This is a genomic window from Oscillochloris sp. ZM17-4 (assembly GCF_019599295.1).
In the GTDB taxonomy this organism is placed as follows: Bacteria; Chloroflexota; Chloroflexia; order Chloroflexales; family Chloroflexaceae; genus Oscillochloris.
Genome location: NZ_JAIEWN010000055.1, coordinates 12684 through 35362, shown reverse-complemented (window position 1 = coordinate 35362; position 22679 = coordinate 12684). Strand labels below are relative to the sequence as shown.

At 66.6% G+C, this 22679-nt stretch carries 17 protein-coding genes and 3 pseudogenes; 14 read left to right on the top strand and 6 right to left on the bottom strand.

Annotation, left to right across the window (positions count from 1 at the left end):
• From K2Z83_RS24735 to K2Z83_RS24705, 6 genes and pseudogenes are all read left to right on the top strand, one after another.
• The coding region (locus K2Z83_RS24735) for a hypothetical protein (RefSeq protein WP_220597846.1) at positions 1–371 on the top strand (371 nt) is incomplete at its 5' end.
• Positions 371–1375 (top strand): tyrosine-type recombinase/integrase, encoded by a 1005-nt coding sequence (locus K2Z83_RS24730; protein ID WP_220597845.1) that lies wholly within the window; start codon positions 371–373, stop codon positions 1373–1375. The genes K2Z83_RS24735 and K2Z83_RS24730, both read left to right, overlap by 1 nt.
• 184 nt (positions 1376–1559) lie before the next feature.
• Positions 1560–4232 (top strand): hypothetical protein, encoded by a 2673-nt coding sequence (locus K2Z83_RS24725; RefSeq protein WP_220597844.1) that lies wholly within the window; start codon positions 1560–1562, stop codon positions 4230–4232.
• Complete coding sequence (locus tag K2Z83_RS24720) at positions 4232–6184, top strand: hypothetical protein (RefSeq protein ID WP_220597843.1); 1953 nt, start codon at positions 4232–4234, stop codon at positions 6182–6184. The genes K2Z83_RS24725 and K2Z83_RS24720 overlap by 1 nt, the downstream gene beginning before the upstream one ends.
• Positions 6181–7194, top strand: a complete 1014-nt coding sequence (locus K2Z83_RS24715) for a hypothetical protein (RefSeq protein WP_220597842.1) — start codon at positions 6181–6183, stop codon at positions 7192–7194. The genes K2Z83_RS24720 and K2Z83_RS24715 overlap by 4 nt, the downstream gene beginning before the upstream one ends.
• Positions 7195–7270: 76 nt before the next feature.
• Positions 7271–8410 (top strand): annotated as a pseudogene (locus tag K2Z83_RS24705) (ATP-dependent helicase); the annotation flags it as partial.
• Between the two features lie 198 nt (positions 8411–8608).
• Here the strand turns inward: K2Z83_RS24705 and K2Z83_RS30205 are convergent.
• The 3 genes and pseudogenes from K2Z83_RS30205 to K2Z83_RS24690 all read right to left on the bottom strand — a co-directional run.
• Positions 8609–8878: pseudogene (locus K2Z83_RS30205) on the bottom strand (YigZ family protein); the annotation flags it as partial.
• Complete coding sequence (locus K2Z83_RS24695) at positions 8800–9393, bottom strand: M48 family metallopeptidase (RefSeq protein ID WP_220597841.1); 594 nt, start codon at positions 9391–9393, stop codon at positions 8800–8802. The gene K2Z83_RS24695 and the pseudogene K2Z83_RS30205, both read right to left, overlap by 79 nt.
• Positions 9394–9500: 107 nt before the next feature.
• Positions 9501–11462, bottom strand: a complete 1962-nt coding sequence (locus K2Z83_RS24690) for an LVIVD repeat-containing protein (protein ID WP_220597840.1) — start codon at positions 11460–11462, stop codon at positions 9501–9503.
• A 116-nt stretch (positions 11463–11578) separates the two neighbouring features.
• On the opposite strand from K2Z83_RS24690, the gene K2Z83_RS24685 reads away from it, so the two are divergent.
• The gene (locus tag K2Z83_RS24685) at positions 11579–12448 is read left to right on the top strand and encodes a DUF1028 domain-containing protein (RefSeq protein WP_220597839.1); all 870 of its coding nucleotides are present in this window, start codon (positions 11579–11581) and stop codon (positions 12446–12448) included.
• 42 nt (positions 12449–12490) lie between these two features.
• Here the strand turns inward: K2Z83_RS24685 and K2Z83_RS24680 are convergent, their stop codons facing one another.
• Entirely contained in the window at positions 12491–12934 is a 444-nt protein-coding gene (locus tag K2Z83_RS24680; protein WP_220597838.1) for a Fur family transcriptional regulator, read from the bottom strand.
• A gap of 171 nt (positions 12935–13105) precedes the next feature.
• Here K2Z83_RS24680 and K2Z83_RS24675 point away from each other — a divergent pair, with 171 nt between their 5' ends.
• From K2Z83_RS24675 to K2Z83_RS24660, 4 genes are all read left to right on the top strand, one after another.
• The gene (locus K2Z83_RS24675; protein ID WP_220597837.1) at positions 13106–14140 is read left to right on the top strand and encodes an energy-coupling factor ABC transporter permease; all 1035 of its coding nucleotides are present in this window, start codon (positions 13106–13108) and stop codon (positions 14138–14140) included.
• A 143-nt stretch (positions 14141–14283) separates the two neighbouring features.
• Positions 14284–15087 (top strand): cobalt ECF transporter T component CbiQ, encoded by an 804-nt coding sequence (gene cbiQ, locus K2Z83_RS24670; protein ID WP_220597836.1) that lies wholly within the window; start codon positions 14284–14286, stop codon positions 15085–15087.
• A 57-nt stretch (positions 15088–15144) separates the two neighbouring features.
• Complete coding sequence (locus tag K2Z83_RS24665; RefSeq protein ID WP_220597835.1) at positions 15145–15849, top strand: energy-coupling factor ABC transporter ATP-binding protein; 705 nt, start codon at positions 15145–15147, stop codon at positions 15847–15849.
• Positions 15850–15906: 57 nt separating this feature from the next.
• Positions 15907–16641, top strand: a complete 735-nt coding sequence (locus K2Z83_RS24660; RefSeq protein ID WP_220597834.1) for a Type 1 glutamine amidotransferase-like domain-containing protein — start codon at positions 15907–15909, stop codon at positions 16639–16641.
• A gap of 82 nt (positions 16642–16723) precedes the next feature.
• Here K2Z83_RS24660 and K2Z83_RS24655 read toward each other — a convergent pair whose 3' ends face one another.
• Together K2Z83_RS24655 and rpoD are read right to left on the bottom strand one after the other, a co-directional pair.
• Positions 16724–17803 carry a hypothetical protein gene (locus tag K2Z83_RS24655; RefSeq protein WP_220597833.1) on the bottom strand — a complete coding sequence of 360 codons (1080 nt, stop codon included), beginning with the start codon at positions 17801–17803 and terminating at the stop codon, positions 16724–16726.
• Positions 17804–17922: 119 nt separating this feature from the next.
• Positions 17923–19056: an RNA polymerase sigma factor RpoD gene (rpoD, locus tag K2Z83_RS24650; RefSeq protein ID WP_220597832.1), complete on the bottom strand. Its 1134-nt coding sequence runs from the start codon at positions 19054–19056 to the stop codon at positions 17923–17925.
• Positions 19057–19610: 554 nt separating this feature from the next.
• On the opposite strand from rpoD, the gene K2Z83_RS24645 reads away from it, so the two are divergent.
• From K2Z83_RS24645 to allB, 3 genes and pseudogenes are all read left to right on the top strand, one after another.
• On the top strand, positions 19611–20015 hold the full coding sequence (locus K2Z83_RS24645; protein ID WP_220597831.1) for a PPOX class F420-dependent oxidoreductase: 405 nt from the start codon (positions 19611–19613) through the stop codon (positions 20013–20015).
• An 85-nt stretch (positions 20016–20100) separates the two neighbouring features.
• Positions 20101–21184: pseudogene (locus K2Z83_RS30200) on the top strand (Zn-dependent hydrolase).
• A gap of 7 nt (positions 21185–21191) precedes the next feature.
• A complete protein-coding gene (gene allB, locus K2Z83_RS24635) occupies positions 21192–22583 on the top strand; it encodes an allantoinase AllB (RefSeq protein ID WP_220597829.1) in 1392 nt (463 codons plus the stop codon).
• The last annotated feature ends 96 nt before the right edge of the window (positions 22584–22679 follow it).

Genomic DNA, 22679 nt, shown 5'->3' with positions numbered 1-22679 from the left:
TGCAGCGCCGGCAGCATACGATGAGCGTCGCCGACTTCGCCGCCTGGCTTGGGCTGAGCCAGGATGTCTACGAGCGGCTCATCTGCGGCGATGCCGAGCTATCCGATGATCGCCGGCTGGCAATCGCCGACCAGCTGGATCTTTTGCCGGAGCGCCGAGAGGCGTGGCTCGGCCCATGGCCGCCCGTGATGACGCCGGAGCGTCAGGCACATATCGCGGCGATCATTGCTGAGGCGAACGAGCAGGGCTGGATCTGCGTTGACCCGGATACGCTTGAGCCAACCGGCGAGCTCCTGTTCATGCATCGAATCTCCGATGGGACGGGCGGATGGCGCGAAGAAGTGACTATTCGCCCTGCTGAGGACGCCTGATGCCGATGCTGAACGCGACCACAGACCGCTACCTAGCCACGCTACGTGAGCCAGCATCGCAGCGCGCCGCCCGCGCCGACCTGGCGACCTTCGCCCGCTGGTGGGAGGAGCAGCGCGGGCGTGCCTTCGACCCGACGCAGCTCCTCGCGAAAGACATCAGCGCCTGGGTGCGCCACCGCCAGGACGACGAGGAACGCAAGCCGGCGACGATTAACCGCGGGCTCTCGACCCTACGCCGATTCGGGGAGTGGCTGGTGGCCGAGCGGCTGCTCAGAGAGAACCCAGCCAAGGGCGTGCGCGATCTACCGCTGGAGGAGCGCGGCCCGCGCTCGCTGCCCGACGATGCGGTCGATGCCGTGCTGCGCGCCGTGCAGGCCGAGGAGGAGAAGCATATCCGGCTGCGCGACGGCGCACTGCTGGCGCTGCTGGCCTACGCCGGCCTGCGCTCGCAGGAGGCGTGCGACGTGCAACTGCGCGATCTGGATCTGGATGCGGGGAATGTGATCGTCCGACTGGGCAAGGGCCGCAAGACTCGGCGCATCCCCCTGCACAGCGATGCGGTGAACTTACTGCGCCGCTATCTCCGCGAGCTGCGCTGCCCCGACGGCCTGCCGGCGATTGGCAGCGACGCCGAGCGCGAGCCGCTGCTAGTCGCCCAGGATCGGACGAAGCTGGGCCACCCGCTGGTGCCGGGGATGAGCACGCGCCTGGTGCGCCACCGCATCGCCATACTCTGCCAGCGCGCCGCCGATCATCTGCGGGCGGCGGCGAAGAAGGAGCCCCGCGTCGAGCGGGCTGGCCAGCTCACCCAGATGGCCGCCCAGCTGGAGGCCGCCTCGCCTCACGCCCTGCGCCACTCCCTGGCCCGGCGCATGCTCCGCCGCGGCGCCGACCTCAGCGAGGTCCAGCGCGTCCTCGGCCACTCCCGTCTCAGCACCACCGGGATCTACACCGTCCCCGACGACGATGATCTACGCAACGCCATCGACCGGGCGGGGATTTGAGCGGCTGCTCTGTAACCGGAGAGACGGGCTGGAATAGTGATATTACGAGCGTCTGTGGTTGACAGCTAAAACATTCATGCGTATGATCATGATATTCCAAGTAGCCCCTGCTTAAGTTCAGATGGCGTGGCCATCAATGCATCCAAAGGCGTACCACCGTGTACCCGTACCCCAATGAGCGGCTATGCAGCACGAGCCACCTGCCGAATATCTTGCTGGACTAGACGAACAGGCCAGCGATCTGGTTCGCCGTCGGTGGTCAGCAGTTGCTGCACTCCTGACCCGTGAGCTTATCACACCCGAGCAATTAACGGACTACCTCCAGAGCCAGCAGCAGCGCGCCAGGCTCTCCAGGATGGTGCTTCGGTGGGAGCGCACACAATCAGGCACAGACAAGCGCGACCTCACGGCATTTCGCAATGCCTCCCTCAGTTGGCGACGCGATATACTGCTCCCGCTAGTCCGCGATGCCGACCTCTATGAGCACGCACGACTCGGTCTGCTTCAGCGGTATTGGGGCCACGGACATTTCGACCGAGCACAGCCTGTGCGTGAGCACCGAAGTAAGCTCCAATTCCAGCCTCCCGTTTTAGCGCGCCCCAGTTTCGATCAGATCGTTGCTCAGGCACTAAGTATTCTCACAGACGATAGCGTCGCGGACATAGCGGCTGCGCTGCTGCAATCAGGATTGTGCATATCGAAAGCAGCGGCAGAGGCAGTTGCGTCCGCATTCAATACCCAGGACTGGCGCTCAAAGCTCAATGAGGCTGCGGCCGGCCTCGCGCGCAGTCTACTGCTTACAACGGCAGAGTTGGGACCAGTGGGCGCACTGGCTGGCTCCGAACATCCCCTTGCGCAAACCTATCTAGCGCTCCAACGGATGGAGCCGCTGATCGCCCAGATGACTGACCAGCCGGCTCCAACCATTGCACAATGTCGCGCCGATCTCAGTGCGCTCTACACCGTGTTGAGCAGCGTCAAGCGAGAGAAGCTGCCACGCCACCAGACAGAGCGCGCCATCTTTCAAGCAGGGTTCATCAGTCATATTACGCCATCAAGGCTTCAGCGCGACCCACCGCGCGATCAAAAACAGCACACCCTTTGGCGCGAGGACTTTCTGCACCTTCCACCTGGTCATCGCGAACGACAGCAAATGCACGGTACCCTCGCCTCAATATCAGGCGTTCGATCCCGACTGACGACCCTTTGTGGCGATGACAGTGCCCAGGCAGCACAACTCCTCAACCTATACGTGACACGAGGGATTGAGGAGATCATTGATTGGCGTTGTGGGGCCACACCGGGCACACTCAGCCTGCTCCGTGTTACTGGCACGCTTGATCGACACCTGGGCGGTCTAACCAGTGTAGCGAGGGAGCGCATCACCACCAACATCGCGATCCTGCGCGATGCCATCGTTGCGGTCGGCCTTCCCATTGACCTATATCCGCTCCTGAGTGCGCAGACAGGCGGCGCACAGCGACGCCAATGGGGACGGCGTGCCCCGTATGGCGTCGCTCGCTATGCCGTGCGACGAGGTCAGCGATTGCGCCAGCGGGTACGCCCGCATGCACCGCGTCGGCAACGACGCTTCTCAACCGCTGACGATGGTAGGTTCTACAGGTTGGCTGATGAGTTCGCTGATCGCGCAGGGCTAACGACCCGTGAGGGTCGTGACCGTATCCGAGCTACCCTCACCTATGGCGGCATTGGTATGCTGCCGCGCACGGACTGGCCAGAGGCCGTAGATAGGCGCTTGTTCCGCTACCTGTGCCTCTTCAAGTTTGGCCGGGTGGATGGCACCTTGCTCTGGCAAGAGGCACTCGCACTCATCAATGAGTACGCGGCCCAGCTCGGTCTTGCAGACATTGGCATCCAGATTACTCGCGCCTTACTATCAACGCTCCCTAAACCGCGACGGTGGCCCGGTGGCGTCGGCCCGGCGGTCTACACTCCAAGGCACCGCTTGAGGACGAGAAACTCTGGCTACCTCCGCCTACATCGCGTGTGGCGGTTGATACCCATCACCTTCCAACTAAAAGGGCGAACCAGGGAGAAAGTCACTGCGCAGCATGGCGTGCTCGTCCTTGACATAGGGAGTGCGCGGCCAGTCGGTGTCTGGGTCGCCGATAAGGATCAGGTTGGGGATCGTGAGGCGGCCCTCGCCCTCTACCAGGCGATCTGGCACCCTGGGGCGATTGATTGGCCACTCCGTGGTATCCCCGAGATTATCCAGGTCGATGCCTCGCTTGCGTCGGGGGATCTCAATGACATCAAACGCGCAGCACATTGGCTTGCGGCTAAGGTGCAGGTTGTCGCGCCCTATCGCCAAAAGCGGCTATCGAACGACCTTGACATGTTCAGTGCCCATACGAAGGCGGAGGTGCGAACACACCTAGACTACACGGTCACACTCATCGAAAACCGCCTGGCACCCTACGGCGCAGCACATATCTACGACATGATTGCACCGAGGGACTTCACACCCCGGCGTGTGCAAGACTCCCTGCTCGCCTGGCTGCGTCACGGCGATGGTACAGAGGCGGAGCCCGGCTGCTTTCCGCATCATCGCTGCCCCGATGTGCCACTAAAGTTCCGTCAGTTCGGATTCACACTACCCGGCTTTGATTCCCCGGCGGCAGGCTCACTGCTACCTGTCGTTGCGGAGGGCGTTGCAGCAGAGCATGATACAATCGTTTTTGCTGGACGACGCTATGGGTACGATAAGCTCAAGCTTGATTCATCGCTCAGCTACGCCGTCCGTGCCTTCCCATATCACTACCAGGACATGCCTGATAGCATCTTCGTTGAAGACGATTTGGGTCGGCTGTACTATCTCATTGGTGAGGTACAGTAATGGCTGAAAGAGATGCAGAGAATTCTGATCTACCCGATGCAGAGTCGGGTGATCAACACCATGGCACCCCTCTCTCCTCTGAATCGAGCCAGGAAAAAGAACTAGCCGCAGATAACAAGACACTTCCGGGCCGCAAACCTGATTTCTTCAACCAGCCTCCAGATGAGCAACTCATTCTGGCTGCCAAGCGAAATCTCAGCTGGCGTTTTCGTTCTCTGCGCGCGCGGTCTGCTCGTCCTGTGTACACTGATCAGGATTGGAAGGATGTAGATACGATTTTCAGAGTGAAACGACGTAGATTCTTTGAGATACTCGACGAGCATCAGCGGTACGAGGAGGAGCATTGCCGTGATGCCGCTGATTTTGATGCCGCTAGTGCTGCCTATTTCATCAATAATCCTGGACGCCCACGTGGTAGCATACTCCCAGAACCCCAAAAAAAGGCTATTTTTCTCGGAATATTTGATCGCTACCGAAACTCTGTTGTTTCAACAGGCGAACGAATACCTAGGGTACCCTTGCCCGAGGAAATCGACCGACGTGATGTGTTTAAGTATGCACGGTCTATGCAGCCTGCACTCACGCCAAAGAAAGTCAACCGAGAGATAGATCTCTTGCTTAGTGGCGACAGTGCTGCTTTGATACTCTACGCAGTCTACGGCGAAGAGTGGGCTCGTGAGCATTTAGTACCAAAAAAAGACACCACACCTCCTGAAATTAATTGGTGGTGGCTTTATGATGATTTGCATCCCAAGTTTTACCTCAACCATAAAGGCTTGGCAGTTAAAGCAGTCCTGCTTTGGGGCATGGAGTGGATTTCAGACTACATTTTAGGTATTCGAGTTGTGCCAAAGATAGATTTCAATCCTGACGGATCGCCCCGAAAGGTTAGCTATACCAAAGAGGACTTTGGAATACTTTTGGCTACATCGATAGTCAGAGCACGTTGTCTTTCACGCTACCTCTACAATGATAATGCATCTGCATTCACAGCTCTCATTGAGATCCTACGCCTGATTACCGAAACTGGCCACGAACCTTTCGAGATGACTAATTCGTTCCCTGGTCGCCCTTGGCCTCGAAAAATTGAGAGTCGCCACGGCCAATTGAGAGATTTCATCGAACAATACCCTGGTGCGTATTGGGACAGAGAAAGCGAGAAAAAAGCTCAGGAGAACCCTGCTGCATTATGGACCGCAGAAAGATGGACACAAGAGTTAGAGGCATATCGCCACGAGATCAACACCGAACACCTGCCGGACAAACGACGCAAAGATCAGACACGCCCAAGTCGTGAGGAAGTTTGGAAAAGCGTCATCCCGCGTCCTGCTCCTCCTATCAGGCGGCTGGTAAGCCTGCCCTATCCCGTGCCACCGATACAAAAATCTGTTCGGATGTACCATTTCGGCTTCCACTTCGACTACGACGTGTATGTACCTATCTGTGACGATCATGAGACACGCAAGCACCTCTACCGCATCTGGATGAATGCTGCTGCGCGAACACTTGAGGGGAATGTTGAGTTCCCCATATGTGCGATCAAGCTCGATATTGTGGGTTGGCAAGTTGAGATCATGCTTGCCGATGGAGAGTGGTTTCGTGCAGTGCCAAAAAAGGAACAGAACATTTCTGAGGAGGAGCACGAGGCAGCCAAGAAGGGCACTCTTAATGCGATGAAAGAGGAGCTTGTGCAGAAGCTTACAGCTATCTCTGAAGAGGTGCGGCAAGAAGCGGGCGGACTTCCAGAACGGGTGAATATCAAGCGAGACTACCGCGTAGCCAAAGAGCCTACAACGCCTACAGGAACTGAGGGAGTGCCGTCTACGGCGAAGAAGCCGAGGAAGAAGGCGAAGGGGAATACGACGACGAACAACACCGGAAGTCGAACTCCTTTAGACATCAACCCAGACGATTTTGCCGATCTGGAAGATTTGATGGATCAGTTAGAATGACCAAAGCATCGCTTAATCTACTCACATATGTAAAGTTGCCACAAACTGATGAGCAACTTGTGGCGCTTGATCTGGCATTTGCTGAGAGGCGATTACATCTCATCTCTGGATTTGTCGGTAGTGGACGACACGCGCTGTATAGATACTGGCTTACTGGTCGCTGGGAAGGGCAGGCACCACCAAAAGACGCTGTGCGTCCAGAGGAGGTTCTCTTCGTCAAACTAGAAACACCTGAGCGATCATCAATGAGCGGGCAGCGCGCGCTCATTAGAGCAGTGCGTCATTCGCTCGACCGACGTCTCCGCCCTGCGTACATGGTAGCGCGAGGTATGGGCAGTGATGCTCTGCCGCTTAGCACGCGAAGTGATATTCATAAGGTAATCAGAAGCATCCGCAAGGATCTAGGAGAGCTGAAGATTAAGCTTCTGGTTTTGGATAATGGCGATATACTCGACGACGATAGCCTAAACCAAGTGTTAGAGTTTTTTCTCGACTATGATGATGTATACGGCACTATAACACGCCTACGATCTATCCTTATTATTGCAGCCACGGACAAGGGCCAGAAAAACAAGGTGTGGACGAAAATTCGCGCAAATGGCGATGCCCGAGCAGCAGCACTTCCTGCTCCTATCGAGCTAGATCGGCTTAATGTCCAAAGCCTTCCGATTGCCTTTTCACACCTGCTGAAGAACAACCTCGGTGCGGAACTTGACCGCAGCGGCTCCGATATTGTGCGCAAAAAGCAAATGCGAGAGTTCCTCGCGGAGATACTGAGACGCACACGAGGAGACTGGCACAATATACCGCCAGTATTAAAAAGTCTAGATTTACGACTTGGGCAGGCGCTTGAGGGCAAAAAGCGACTGTTAACAAAGCAGGTCATGGACGAGGTACTATCCGATTTAAAGCAACTGAGCGAACAAGGTGTCCTAGAGCGTGTTGAGGAGCAAAAGTCCTCACCATCAGATGCAGGTGGGGCGCCGATAGAAGGAGGCAATCAAAAATAGAGTGCATTGATTTTTGTTTCTCAAAGTGCATCGATTAAATTGCTAGAGTGCGCTAATTTAGGGGGTCTGATACGAGATCCTCGATATGCTGGCCGCGCCGCACGGCAACTATATGGCCATCGGCGACGACGACCAGACGATCTATGGGTTTCGCGGGGCCAGGATGGCCTTCTTCCGCGGCTTCGCCCAGCGCTACGGGGCCGCCGTGTACGAGATGACCGACAATTTCCGCTGCCGGGCCGGGCATGTGGTGCTGGCCAACCGGGTGATCGCGCAGAACCGCGAGCGCCACCCGAAGGCGCTGGTGGCCGCGCGGGGTTTCGGCGGGGCGACCGCACTGCGCAGGGCGCCCGATGAGCCGGCCATGGCCCGCCAGCTCGCCGAGGATGTCGCGGCGGCGCGGGCCGCCGGCCACCGCTACGCCGAGATCGCCGTGCTGGTGCGCCTGAACGCGCAGACGCCGGTGCTGGAGCAGGCCCTGATCGCGGCGCGCATCCCCTACCGGCTGGCCGGCGACGAGCCCTTCTTCCGCCGCCGCGAGATCGACGACCTGCTGAAGTATGCGGAGCTGGCCGGCTACGATGCGGCCCTGCGGGCGGGCCGGCGGCTCTCTGCCGAGGAGGGCGAGCGCCTGACCCTCTGCTGGCGCAGCGTCTACAACCGGCCCAAGCGCTACCTGACCCGCCAGCTCTCCCAGGAGTGCGCGGACGCGGCGCTGCGCCAGGGGCAGCCGCTCAGCGCGTCGCTCATCCGTGTGGGCGAGAAGGTCTCGGAGCGGACGGCGGCGGCGCTGCGTGAGCTGGCCGAGCTGCTGATCTGGCTGGGCGGCGCGCAGCTGCGCCTGCCGGCCGAGAAGCTGCTGTCCGACCTGGACGCCCGCCTGGGCTACCAGGGCTTCCTGATCGAGCACAGCGGCTTCCCGGAGACGGGCGCGGGCTACGCGGCGAATGTGGCGGCCTTCATCCAGTACGCGCGGGGGCGGGGTGCGCTGGCCGAGCTGCGGGCACACCTGGCCCAGCTGGAGGCCGAGCGGGCCGACGCGGGGCCGCGCGCCGACGCGGTGGACATCCGCACGATCCACCGGGCGAAGGGGCTGGAGTGGCCGGTGGTGCTGGTGCCGCACTGTAACGCCGGCTACATCCCCTTCAGCGGCGCGGACGACATCGAGGAGGAGCGCCGTCTGCTGTATGTGTCGCTCACGCGGGCCAAGGAGCGGCTGCAGCTCTACGCGGTGTCTGGCGGCGAGTCGCGGCCCTCGCTGTTCCTGTCGGCCATCGACGCCGAGGGGCTGATCGCGCGCGCCGCCGAGCTGGAGGGGCTGCTGGCGGGCGACCCGGCGGGCTGGACGGCGGCCCAGGGGCCGGCCCGCCGTCCCCGCCGGCTCGCCGTCGTCGCTCATGCCGGCGGTGACGCTGGCACCGTAGCCGGCCAGGTAGGCGAAGCAGTGGTGGCTGGCGTCGGGCGTGGCGGCGCGCACCTCGGCGATGAAGGCCTTGGCGGCGGCCACGTCGGGCGTCGGGGCGGCGTCGGCGATGAAGCGCGAGTTGACCACCAGGATCTCAGCGCTGGCGCGGGCGGCGGGGATGGGGTAGCGGCTGGCGTCGCTCACGGCTGCTCCTCGCGCTCGGCGGCGAGCTGGGCGCGCTCGACGGACGGCAGGCTCTCCCAGGAGCGGGCCAGCCATGCCACGCCCTCCAGGAAGGCCCTGGCCCTATCGGTGTCGGGGTAGACGCTGCGCAGCAGCGCCCAGAAGGCCGGGCTGTGGTTGGGGTGGATGGCGTGGGCCAGCTCGTGGGCCACCACCGCCTCCAGCACCCAGGGTGGCATGTGGCGCAGGGCGGCGCTGATCTTGATGCTGCGGGTGCGCGGGCTGTAGGAGCCCCAGCAGGAGCTGGTGATGGTGGTGAACTCGACGCGCTGCACCTCGGGCGGCTGGGGGAAGCGCAGGGCGACCCGGCGGGCCAGCGCGGCGACGTCCTCCTCGGCGTTGATCTGGCGGGCGCGCTGGCGGCGCAGCAGCCGGCGGGCAAGGACGTCGATGATCCGCATGGCCTCGGCGCGCTCCAGCCGCTGCGGGATGCTCACCTGGAGCGCACCCTCGCCCATGCGCGCGTTGACGTTCTTCACCGCCTTGCGCTCGACCCGCAGGCGTAGCTCGACGCCGTCGATGGTGAGGGCGGTTGGAAACTCACTCGCCATAACCTAAGGATGGGGTCTTGGGCGACTTCGCCGCCCAAGATGATGTTTGTCTGGTGCGGGCGGATTCGCCGCCCGCACCAGACAAAGGCGGGTTCACGGGTGCAGCCCTACCGCGCGATGAGTGGCAGTCGCACCTGGTACGAAAGAGCGATCACGCGCAGCCGCAGCAGGCCGCCGTCGCCGTCGGCCACCAGGAGCGTGGCGCCGTCGGGGGCGACGCCCTGGGCCAGGCCGGGTGTGTCGTAGCGGCCGGCGAGCCGTGGGGCCGCCGGATCGCCCAGGTCGAAGGCGAGCGCGCCGTCTTTGCCGGCGGCCACGAAGAGCGTTGTGCCCTGGATGGCGACGGCGTAGGCGCTGAAGCCGTCGATCACGGTGAGCGGCGCGGGGTTGGTCGGGTCGCCCACGTCGAGCACGATCAGGCCGGCGCGGTCGGCCAGGTAGGCCCGCCCGCCGGCGACGGCCACGCCCTGCACGAAGGCCCCGGCGGGGGCAGTATACTCGCCAATGATGCGCTGTGTGGCCGGGTCGATCACCTGGAGGCCGGCGCGGTCGGCCACGTAGAGCAGGCCGCCGGCGCGGGCCAGGTCGAGGGCGGCGCCCGGCGTGTCCAGCGTGGCCTGGAGCGTCGGGCTGAGCGGGTCGGTCAGGCTGAGGGTGTGGACTCCGGCGCCGCCGGCCGCCGCGTAGGCCTGGTCGCCATCGAGCAGGATGGCGCCGATGGATCCGGGCAGGCTGATCGTGCGCAGTGGGGTGGGGGTGCCTCCTGATGCGGCCTGGGCGACGCCGAGCCCGGCGCTGCCCCCGGCGGTGTAGATGGTGGTTTTGCCGCCGGCCGCCGGCCCGAGGGCGAGGCCGAGGGCGGTGCCGGCGATGCTGCGCGGGCTGGGGATGAGCGGGTCGTCGAGGGCGGCCCGCGTGACGGCGAGGCCACCCGCGCCAAGGGCCAGGTAGATCTCGGCGGCGGCGGCGCGGGCCGCGCGCACCCCGCCGAGGGTGGGGGCCGCCGCGACGGTGGGCAGGGCGGGGTCGCCGATGTCCACGAGCAGGGCGCCCGATGGGCCGGCGGCCAGGGCGGCCACCCCGCCGTCGAGGTCCACGTCGCCGATGGGCGCGAGCGGGCCAAAGCTGCGTGCGGCGACGGGCTGGGGCGCGGTGCCGCCGAGGGCGAAGACTAGCAGCCCGGCGTCGCCGGCGGCCACGTAGGCCCGCCCGCCGGCGATGCGGACGGCCTGGGCCTCGCCGCCGGTGGCCACGGCGCCGAGCATGCGGGGCGCGGCGGGGTCGGAGACATCGACGACCTGGAGGCCGCAGGGGCCGGCGGCGAGGTAGGCCCGATCGCCATCGACGGCGACGCCGCGCGCCGCGCCGGGGGTGATCAGCGCGCCGCGCAGGGCCGGCGCGCGCGGGTTGGCCACGTCGAAGATCTCGACGCCGCCGCCGAGTCCCTCGGCGACGTAGGCCAGGCCGCCGGCGACGGCCACGTCCTCGGCCGAGCCGTAGGTGGGGGCTGCGCCGAGGAGCTGGGGCGCGGCGCTGTCGGCCACATCGACCACCTGGAGGCCGCCGCCTGGGCCAGCGGCGGCCAGGTAGGCCCGCCCGCCGTCGATGGCGACCGCGGCGGCGAGGCCGGGCGTGCGCAGGGCTCCGAGGCGCTGCGCGGCGTCGGGGCTGGCGATCAGCAGGCCCCCTTGGCCGATGGCCAGGTAGAGGGCCGCCGCGCCCGCAGCGATATCCTGAATACGCTCATCCGTGTGCAGCCGCTGAAGATCTGAGGTCGACGTCCTGAGATCCCCCAGATCGGCCCCCCGACTGAAGAGCAGGCGCTGGCCGCCGCCGACGGATGCGGCGGCGGCGGTGTCGCCACCGAGGCTGGCGACGTAGCTGAGGCCGATGGTGCCGCTGGGGCTGAGGGCCGCCGGCGTGGCGTCGGGGGCGGACGCCGGGGCCGCGCAGCCGCTCTGGGCGAGGGCGGCTGGCGCGCTAGGCCGGGGGCGCGGGCAGAGACAGATGAGCAGTAGAGCGAGCAGCAGGCCGCGTCGGCGAACTGATTGTATACTTGCTGTGGTCATTGTAGATTGCAGATAGCAGATTGTAGCGTGTAAATGATAGAGTGTAGATTGAGTCAGACATCACCCAATCTGCAATCTACAATCTACAATCTGCAATTAAGATAGGGGAGCCGCCAATGCCTGTTGTCGCAACCTTCTCGATCGTCGCCCGCGACCCGCGCAACGGAGATCTGGGCGTGGCTGTGCAGTCAAAGTTTCTCGCCGTGGGCGCGGTGGTGCCCTGGGCGCAGGCCGGCGCGGGCGCCGTGGCCACCCAGGCCCTGGCCAACATTCGCTTCGGCCCCGATGGGCTGGCCCTGATGGCGGCGGGCCGGAGCGCGAGCGAGACCCTGGCCGAGCTGCTGGCGGGCGACCCGGACGCCGAGCAGCGCCAGGTCGGGCTGGTTGATGCGGCGGGCCGGGCGGCGGCACACACGGGGGCGAGCTGCATGCACTGGGCCGGGCACCGGGTGGGAGAGGGCTACGCGGTGCAGGGCAACATCCTGGCCGGCGCGCGGGTGGTTGAGGCGATGGCCACCACCTTCGAGCAGGCGGAGGGCGAGCTGGCCGAGCGGATGCTCGCCGCCCTGGCGGCGGGCCAGGCCGCCGGCGGCGACCGGCGGGGCCGGCAGTCGGCGGCGCTGTATGTGGCGCGCGCCGGCGGGGCCTACGGCGGGAACCACGACCGCTACGTGGACCTGCGGGTGGACGACCACCCCGAGCCGATCGGCGAGCTGGCCCGGCTGATCGGCCTGCATCGATTTTACCTTACCCCGCCCGACCTCGCCACCCTGGTGCCGATCACGCCGGCGATCGCCAGCGAGCTGCAGACCATGCTCGCCGAGGCGGGCTACTACTCGGGCCCGGCCGACGGCCAGTTTGAGGCGCTGACCCGCAGCGCGCTGGAGAGCTACGGCGGCGTGGAGAACCTGGAGGTGCGGCTGGCGAGCCTCGACCACGACCTGATCGACCCGCAGGTGCTGGCCTTTATGCGCCGCAAGAGGTGAGGGCGACAGGGTTCGCATAGCACCCTCTGTGTTTTTCGGGCGTCAGCCCTCGTGCTCGCCGATCTGGCAGCGGGCGCAGAGGCCGAAGATCGAGATGTGGGCGAGGCGCGCGGCGAAGCCGTAGCGGGCCTTGAGCTCCTGGCGCACTGGATCAAGGATGCTCGGGTCGATCTCGATCACCCCGCTGCAGCCCTCGCACACCAGGTGGTGGTGGTCGTCGCTGCCGAGCAGCGCGTAGACCATATGGTTCTGGCCGAGGCTGGTCTCGCTGACGAGGTCGACATCGCGCAGCCAGCGCAGGGTGCGGTAGATCGTGGCGGGGTCGACCGAGATGCTGGGGTAGTGGGCGATGATCGTCTGGGCGATCTCATCAGCGCTCATGTGGTGGTCGCCGTGCTGGAGCGCCTCCAGCACAAGCCGCCGCTGCGGGGTGAGCCGGTGCCCTCGCGCGCGCAGGCTGTGGATTAGCTCGTCGTGGTCGCTCATAGATATGTGGAAAGCTTCCCGGGGAGACGCCCGGGAAGCTCTATGTGTGGTGCCTGCCCGCCATTATAGGCCGGGGGAGATCGAGCGTCAACTTTTGTGTGTACAAGGGATCGTACCTGCCGTATAATACATGTGCAACTGTTTGCAGATAGAGAGGGAGTGGAGCCACGTATGAACCTGATTGATCTTGCCCAGCGCATGCAGCTCGCGATGCACATCCCCGACGGCTTCCTGTCGGTGCCGGTCGCACTAGCCTGGTGGGCGCTGACTATCGTCATGATCGGCATCGCCGTGCGCCAGATCGGCGACTCGCTGAACGAGCGGCAGATCCCGCTGATGGGCGTGATGGCGGCCTTCATCTTCGCCGCGCAGATGCTGAACTTCCCAGTGCTGGGCGGCACCTCGGGCCACCTGCTGGGCGGCGCCCTGGCGGCGCTGCTGCTCGGGCCGTGGGCCGGCATCCTGGTGATGTCCTGCGTGATCGCGCTACAGGCGCTGCTCTTCCAGGACGGCGGGCTGCTGGCGCTGGGCGCGAACATCTTCAACATGGGCATCGCGACGGCGGCGATCGGCTACTTCGCAGGCATGCCGCTGCTGCGGCTCTTCGGCGGGAAGCGCTGGGGCCTGGTGGTCGCCGGCTTCATCACCGCATGGCTCTCGGTGATGGTCGCCGCCACCCTGACCAGCGTGGAGCTGGTGATCTCCGGCCTGTCGGCGGCGGTGGTCTTCCCGGCGATGCTGTTCGTGCATATGTTTATCGGCATCGGCGAGGGGCTGATCACCGTGGCCGCGCTGGCCTTTGTGGTGAGCACACGGCCCGACCTGGCGGCGACCCTGGCGGGCTACCTGAGCCCAGAGGCGCTGCGCCGGCCGGTGGGCCGCGGCTCGATGATCGGCGTGACCGGGGTTGGGCTGCTGATCGCCGTGGGCGCGGCGCTGCTCTCGCCGCTGGCCTCGGCCTCGCCGGACGGCCTGGAGCGGGTGGCCGAGGACAAGGGCTTCCTCGACCAGGCGCTCGGGCCGGTCTTCAACCTGCTGCCCGACTACACCATCCCCGGCCTGGATGGGCCGGTCTCGACCATCCTGGCCGGCATTATTGGGCTGCTGATCGTCTTCGCCCTGGTCTACGGCGTGAGCCTGCTGCTGCGCGGGCGCGGCGAGGGCCGCGCGATCGGCCAGCAGAGCGGCTCGCGCAGCGGCGACTAGGGCCGTGACATACGTAAGGGCGCAGCAGCGCGGCGACTAGGGCCGTGACATACGTAAGGGCGCAGCAGCGCGGCGCTGCTGCGCCCCGATGGGCACCACCCATATCATCACAGGGTCAGACCACTCGTGTCAATGCAAAACCTATGACTCTCTCAACCAATGCCCTCGACCGCTATATCGACGGGCAGAGCCCGGTGCACGGGCTGGACGCCAGGGTGAAGCTGGTGCTGGCCCTGGCCTACATCCTGGCGATGGCGCTGCTGCCGCCGGGCGCGTGGGCGGGGATCGCGGTGAGCGCGGCCCTGCTCTGGTGGGCGGTGCTGCGCTCGGAGGTGGGCCTGCGCATGATCATCACCCGCGCCTTCGTGGCGCTGCCCTTCGCCCTGGTGGCGGTGACGCTGGTCTTCACCCGGCCCGGCGCGCCGATCCTGCGCATCCCGCTCGGCCCCTGGGTGCTGACGGCCACCGACGTGGGGCTGACGGCCTTCGTCAGCATCGTGCTGAAGTCCTGGCTCTCGGTGCAGGCGGCCCTGCTGCTCACGGCGACCACCCACTTCACCGATGTGCTCTACGCCCTGCGCGCCCTACACCTGCCGAAGGTGCTGGTGGCCATCCTCTCCTTCGCCTACCGCTACCTCTTCGTGATGATCGACGAGGCCCAGCGCATGCTGCGGGCCCGCGAGTGCCGCAGCGCCGAGCTGCCCGGCCGGCGCGGCGGCGGCAGCATCAGGTGGCGGGCCGGCGTGGTCGGCCAGATGGTTGGCACGCTCTTCCTGCGCTCCTACGAGCGCAGCGAGCGGATCTACATAGCCATGCTCTCGCGCGGATTCAGCGGCGAGCTGCGCACGATCAGCCCGCGCGCGCTCTCCAGCTCCGAGCAGGGGCTGCTGCTGGTCGGCGGGGCCACGCTGGCGGGGGTCGTGCTGGTGTCGTACCTTCTTGTATGAGGCTGCGGCCTCCGATGTAAGGGCGCAGCAGCGCCGCGCTGCTGCGCCCCTTCCCCTATGCTTGAACTAACCGACCTCTGCTACACCTACCCCGACGGCACCGAGGCCCTGCGCCACATCAACCTGCGGATCGCCGAGGGCGAGAAGGTGGCCCTGGTGGGGCCGAACGGCGCCGGGAAGAGCACGCTGCTGCTGCACCTCAACGGCGTGCTGCGCTGCCGCACCGGCGCGATCACGGTCGCCGGCCACCCGATCGCCGACGAGAGCATCCGCCAGGTGCGCGCCCAGGTCGGCATGGTCTTCCAGGACCCCGACGACCAGCTGTTCTCGCCGACGGTCTTTGACGATGTGGCCTTCGGGCCGCTGCACATGGGGCTCGACGAGCAGGATGTGCGCGGCCGGGTGCTGCGCGCGCTCGACCAGGTCGGCATGTCCGGCTTCGAGCGGCGCATGCCGCACCACATGAGCCTCGGCCAGCGCAAGCGGGTGGCGATCGCCACGGTGCTCTCGATGTCGCCGGGCGTGCTGGCCCTCGACGAGCCCTCGGCCGGGCTAGACCCGCGGGCCCGCCGCGGCCTGATCGATCTGCTGCGCTCGCTCCCCCAGGCTATGGTCGTCTCGACCCACGACATGCGGATGGTGGCCGAGGTCTTCCCGCGCACGGTGGTGCTGGCCCAGGGCCAGGTGGCCTTCGACGGGCCGAGCGAGGCGATCCTGGGCGACGGCGAGCTGCTGGAGCGCTATGGCCTTGAGCGGCCGTAGTGAGGGTTTTAGGGAGAGCTGTGCTCTCCCTGGCCCTCTCCTTGTGAGGGAGGCGCGATGAGCGTAGGGATCGGCCCGATCGCCCTGCTTGGCTCGGGAGAGTACACGGCGGCGATGAACGACACCGACCGGCGGCTGCTGGCGGCCCTGGGCGTGGCCCGCCCGCGGGTGGCGCTCATCCCGGCGGCCAGCGGGCTGGAGCCGGGCATGCCCGAGCGCTGGAACCGCATGGGCGTGGCGCACTTCAGCGCCCTGGGCGCCGAGCCGATGCCGCTGCCCCTGGTCGCCCACGCGGACTCGGGGCGCCCCGAGATCCTGGAGCAGCTGTGCTCCGCCGACCTCTTCTACTTCTCCGGCGGCAACCCCGAGCACCTCGTCGAGACTCTGCGCGACACGCCGGCCTGGGCGATCATCACGGAGCGGCGGGCCGCCGGGGCCGGGATCGCCGGCTGTAGTGCCGGGGCGATGATGATGAGCGGCTACACGCTGCGCGTGCGCGCGGTGGTGGCCGGCCATCCGCCGCAATGGATCACGGCCGTGGGCGTGGCCCCCCATGTCGCGGTGATGCCCCACTTCGACCGCATGGCCGGATTCGTCGGCGACGATGTCTTCCGCGCGATCATGGAGTCGGCCCCCGAGGGGGTGCAGCTGGTGGGGGTGGATGAGGACACGGCCCTGGTCCGGCTCGGCCCCGACGCGCCCTGGGAGGTGAGCGGGCGGCAGTCGGTGGTGCTGATCGGCCGCGACGGCGGGCGGACGGCCTACCGGGCCGGCGAGGTTGTGCCGCTGTGATGAATTGCAGATTGTAGATTGCAGATTGTAGATTGGGCCGCGGCTGCAATCTGCAATCTGCAATCTGCAATCTGCAATCCAGTTACGGCGTGGTGAGCAGCTCGCTCAGGCGGCGCACGTCGGTCCAGTCGGTGTCGCTCTCCTCATCGGCGATCGGCGTGTAGAGCGTGTCCTGGGCGAAGACCTGCACGGCGAAGCGTTTGCCGCCGACCGTGATCACCCGGCTGTCGTCCATGGGCGCGCCGAGCGGGCGGCCGGCGCGGGCCTGGTCGAGCATATAGGTGTGGAAGGCCCAGTTCGGGTGGTAGGTGATCCCCGCCGAGCCGAAGGTCTCGCTGACCAGGGCCTGGTCGAGGCTGCCGGTGTAGGTGTGCAGGTCGGCGGCGGGCTCGAAGCGGCGGCCCGACCATGCGGCCACGACGCGGCGGATGGTGTTGATGTAGGCGCTGGGCACGTTGTTGTCGCTGCTGGGCGCATAGATCGGAATCACCTTCTCGACCGTCTCCAGGCCGCGGTTGACATAGCGGAACAGGATCAGCTCGCACCAGTCGCTGACGCCGTCCTGCCAGGAGGCGTAGCGCACGAACCCGCCGACGATGCCGGCGCTGCGGTCGGCCTTGACGGGGCGGCGGAGCATGCCCCAGTTATGCAGGTTGCCGTTGGCGCAGGCGCCGGCCAGGCAGAACGAGGACTCGTGCTGGAAGAAGGCCAGGGCGACGGCCGGGTCGAGCCCGTAGGATGTGATCGTCGTGTAGAGGCTGTCGGCCTCGGGGGCGGCGGGCGAGCCGGCCCGCTGGAGGATGGCGACGAAGCTAGACTGGGAGATGCGCGGGGCCGACTTGAAGGTGAGCCCGTCGGCGGCGCGGGCCTGGGGCGTGGCGAGGCCGATGCTGAGCGCGCCGGCCAGGGTGGCGGCGAGGATGGCGGCGAGGGCGGCCACGCGGCGCCCCTCGCGGCGGAGCAGGCCGGGCAGGCGCAGGGACAGGAGGATGCCGGCGGCCCAGGCCAGCGCCAGGGCGGCGCGGGCGGCCTGGTGCGGCGCGACGAGCTCAAGCAGGGCGAGCGGCGGGAGGCTGAGGGCGAGGGCGGCCAGGGCGGCCAGGACAAGCGGCTCGCCGCGCTCGCGCCACCAGCGGGCGGCTGCGGGGGACAGACCGAGCATCGTCACCTCCTGATCGTGGGCGGCGTCATGCCCGGAAGTATACCATTATCGACCAATGACAAACGACGAACGACGAACCGTGGTTCGTCGTTCGTCGTTTGTCATTGGTCAGGGCCGCTCTAGTCGAGGTAGCCGCGCAGCTTCTTGCCGAGGTGGGGGTGGCGCAGCTTGCGCAGGGCCACGGCCTCTATCTGGCGGATGCGCTCGCGGGTTATCCCAAACTCGACGCCGACCTCCTCAAGGGTGCGGTAGCGGCCGTCCTTGAGGCCGTAGCGCAGCTGGATGATCTTGCGCTCGCGCTCGGGCAGCTTCTGGAGCACCTCCTCGATCTGCTCGCGCAGCATCGCGGCGGCGGCGGCCTCCGAGGGCGTCGAGATGCGGTCGTCCTCGATGAAGTCGCCCATGCGGCCCTCACCCTCCTGGCCGACCGGCATCTCCAGGGAGAGCGGGTGCATGCTGGCCTCAAGGGTGCGCCGCACCTTGCCGGCGGAGATGCCCATGGCCTCGGCGATCTCCTCGGGGGTGGGCTCGCGCTGCATCGACTGCTGGAGCTTGTGCGAGGTGCGCTTGACCTGGCTGATCGCCTCGCCCATGTGGACGGGCAGGCGGATGGTGCGGCTCTGGTCGGCGATGGCGCGGGTGATCGCCTGGCGGATCCACCAGGTAGCGTAGGTGGAGAACTTATGGCCCTTGGTGTAGTCAAACTTCTCGACCGCGCGCATCAGGCCGATGTTCCCCTCCTGCACGAGGTCCATCATCGTCAGGCCGTAGGAGGTGTACTTCTTGGCGATCGAGACGACCAGCCGCAGGTTCGCCTGGATCAGGTGCTGGCGCGACTCGCAACCGCCAGCGTAGGCCCGCTCAAGCTCCATCCGCTCGCGGCCCGTCGTGTACTCCTCGCGGTCGATGCGCTGCCGCGCCAGATCGCCAGACTCCATGCTCTTCGCGAGCTCGACCTCCTTGGCGGCGGTGAGCAGGGGCACCTGGCCGATCTCCTGGAGGTACATGCGCACCGGGTCATCGAAGGCGATGTCGGTGAGGTCGGGCAGCTCGGTCAGGTTATCATCATCAGATGGCTGGTTTGACTCCAGCTCCGCCGCCGACTCGACGACCTTCAGACCCTCGGTCTGCATGGTGGCGTAAAGTTGGTCAACCTCTGCCACATACAGCTCGGGCTGAGGAAACGCCTCAAGAATGTCGTTGTAGGTCAGATAGCCGCGCGCGCGCGCTATCTCAAGTAAGCGTTCCATCATCGATCCCAACTCCTGTACGGGCTGCTGAATGAGCGTGGTCATCCTTTGCCTGTAGGACGGCCTGATAGTGATGCGCTGCCGGGGGGCCATGAGCCGTATGATCGCATTGTGATCATGCGACGCGGCCCTACTATTCTATCTGTGCGGTAGCCCTAGCATACGCATCCTGTCAAGCCGCCATCACTAATACGTGCGTTTTGCGATAAACGCCTTATAGATCCATAAAGCCAATGGTCTGTCCATCGCGCTCTACGATACATCGTCGTATCAGAAGTGGAGATGTCGAGAGGCCGGAGCGCAGTTCTCCTACGCTCAGGCCCCTCACGCCGATGTGCGCAGCCATAACGGCAAGAAGATGGGGTCGAGAGTAGACCCTCAAACCCCAACCAATACACACAATGGAGGGACGCAGACGGGGCACCCCATTGGACTTTCTGAAAATTACTATAGCATTATGCTACGGTTAAAGTCAACCCCTGTTTGGTTGTCGATTCTCAAGCCGACGGGTTTCGCGGTACAATTAGCGTATGTGTATGTGACATCAGGAGATGCCGATGATGGCCCTTCCCGTGACTCTGAGCGACGCCCAGCGTGCGTACCTGGACGAGGTCCACTACGCGGCCGTGGCCACCCTCAACGCCGACGGCTCGATCCAGCAGACGGTGGTCTGGTATATGCTGGACGGAGACGAGATCCGCTTTAGCATGGGCGCGGGCAGCGTGAAGGCGCGCAACCTGCGCCGCAGCCCGACGATCAGCGTCACGGTCTCCGATGGCCGGCGCTACCTGACGCTCCAGGGCACCGCCGTGGTCGAGCCGCCCGACACGGATCTGCGGGCGCGACTGGCCGCGCGCTACCTCGGCCCCGAGGGAGTTGCGGCATGGCTCCAGCGCCGCCCCGACGCGCCTCGGCTCAGCGCGCGCATGACGATCGCGAAGGCGTATGGACAGGGGGTGTAGGGCCGGAGCATATGCGATTGTCGCGGAGCGACAATCGCATATGCTTCGGCCCTACGGGCAAATAAATGTATAGATTAGGCTTTCTATGTCTAACGATCTCGCCCGGCTGGTGATGGGGCGGTGCGACGCCCTGGGGGCGATCAGCGAGGAGGAGGGCCGGCTCACCCGGCGCTCGCTCACCCCGGCGATGCGCTCCGCCCACGATATGGTGTCCGGCTGGATGCGCGCCGCCGGCATGACGGTCTACGAGGATAACGCCGGGAGTCTGGTGGGGAGCTACCCGGCCGACCGCTCGGCGGCCCGCACGCTGATCATCGGATCGCACCTGGACACGGTGCGCGACGCCGGGAAGTATGATGGCCCGCTGGGGGTGCTGGTGGGGCTGGCCGCCGTCGAGCGGCTGCACCGCGCCGGCCGCCGCCTGCCCTTCGCCGTCGAGGTGGTGGCCTTCACCGAAGAGGAGGGCCTGCGCTTCCCCTCGTTCCTGGGATCTGCTCGGCTACCTGGAGGTGCATATCGAGCAGGGGCCGCAGCTGGAGCTGGCGGGCATGCCGGTGGGCGTGGTGAGCGCGATCACCGGCCTCGGCCGGAGCAGCCTGACCTTCACGGGGGTGGCCGGCCACGCCGGCACCGTGCCGATGGATTTGCGCCACGACGCGCTCTGCGCGGCCGCCGAGTTTGTGCTGGCCGCCGAGCAGTACGCGCGCGGCGTGCCGGGCCTGGTGGCCACCGTCGGCCAGCTGGCGCTCGCGCCCGGCGCCAGCAATGTGATCCCCGGCGCCGCCACGCTCAGCCTGGACCTGCGCCACCAGGAGAGCCCGGCGCGCCTGGAGGGGCTGTCCGCACTGCGCCGGCGGGCCGAGGAGATCGCCGCCGCGCGCGGCCTCGGCATGGCCTGGGATGACGGGCACGGCCAGCCGGCGGTGCCGATGACGCCGGCCCTGCGCGAGCGGCTCGCCGCCGCGATCGCCGCCGCCGGCCACCCGCCGACCGAGCTGCCCAGCGGGGCCGGCCACGACGCCGCCGTGATGGCGGGCGTGACCGACGCGGCCATGCTGTTCGTGCGCTGTAAGGGCGGGGTCAGCCATAACCCGGCCGAGTCGGTGACGGTGGAGGATGTGGCGGTCGCCATTGATGTGGTGGGGCGGTTCCTTGACGGGATGGCGTAGGGGCGTGATGTCTCGATACGATCTGATCATCCGCGGGGGCGTCGCCGTGACGCCTCGGGGCGTGGCGGTGGCCGATGTGGCGGTGGCGGACGGACTGGTCGCCGCCGTCGGGCCGGGGCTGGAGGGGGCGGCGCGCACGGAGATCACCGCCACGGGCCTGCACGTGCTGCCGGCCCTGATCGACGCCCACGTCCACTTCAACGAGCCGGGGCGCACGGCATGGGAGGGCTGGGCCACAGGCTCGCGGGCGCTGGCCGCAGGCGGGGGCGCGCTCTGCTTCGAGATGCCGCTGAACGCCAGCCCGCCCACCCTCGACGCCGCCAGCTTCGCGCTCAAGCGCGCCGCCGCCGAGGCGTCCTCCATGGCCGACTTCGCGCTCTGGGGCGGGCTGGTGCCCGGCGGCGTCGGCCGGCTCGATGAGCTGGCGGCCTGCGGCGTGATTGGCTTTAAGGCATTTATGTCAAACAGCGGCATCGACGACTTCGCGGCCGCCGATGACCTGACGCTCTACGAGGGCATGGCGCGGGCCGCCCGGCTCGGCCTGCCGGTGGCCGTCCACGCCGAGAGCGATGCGCTCACCTCGGCCCTGGCCGCCCGCGCCCTGGCCGAGGGCCGCGCCACGGCCCGCGACTACCTGGCCTCGCGGCCGGTGATCGCCGAGCTAGAGGCCATCCAGCGCGCCCTGCTCTTCGCCGGGCAGACCGGCTGCGCCCTGCACATCGTCCACGTGAGCAGCGGGGCCGGCGTGGCCCTGGTGGCCGAGGCCCGCGCGCGCGGGGTCGATGTGACCTGTGAGACCTGCCCGCACTACCTGGCGCTGACCGAGGACGACGTGGAGCGGATCGGCGCGGCGGCCAAGTGCGCGCCGCCCATCCGGGGCGAGGCCGACCAGGGCGATCTGTGGTCACGCCTGCTGGCCGGCCAGATCGACCTGGTGGCCTCCGACCACTCGCCGGCGCCGCCGGAGATGAAGGGCGCGGGCGCGAGCTTCTTCGCCCTGTGGGGCGGCATCGCCGGGGTGCAGTCCACCCTGGGCCTGCTGCTTGAGGAGGGCCACCACCGGCGCGGCATGGCCCTGGCCGCCGTGGCGGGGCTGACGGCGGGGAACGTGGCCCGGCGCTTCGGCATCGCCGGGCGCAAGGGCCAGATCGCGCCGGGCCACGACGCCGACCTGGCCCTGGTCGACCTGGGCGACCGGGCGGCCCTGCGCCGCGAGGATCTGCTCGACCGCCACCGGCTCAGCCCCTACGTCGGGCGGGCGATGGGCGGGCGGGTTGCGCGCACCATCCGGCGCGGGCAGACGATCTTCGCCGACGGGCGGGCCGCCGATGGCGCGGGCGGCGCGCTGGTCACGCCGTTGGCGGCGTCGCCACGGGCGGGTGCGCCGTCAACGCCGTAGGGCCGAAGCATTGTGATGGGCGCGCCGAGGCGCGCCCATCACAATGCTTCGGCCCTACCCGACGGGCGGGCCGCCAATGGCGCGGGCGGCGCGTTG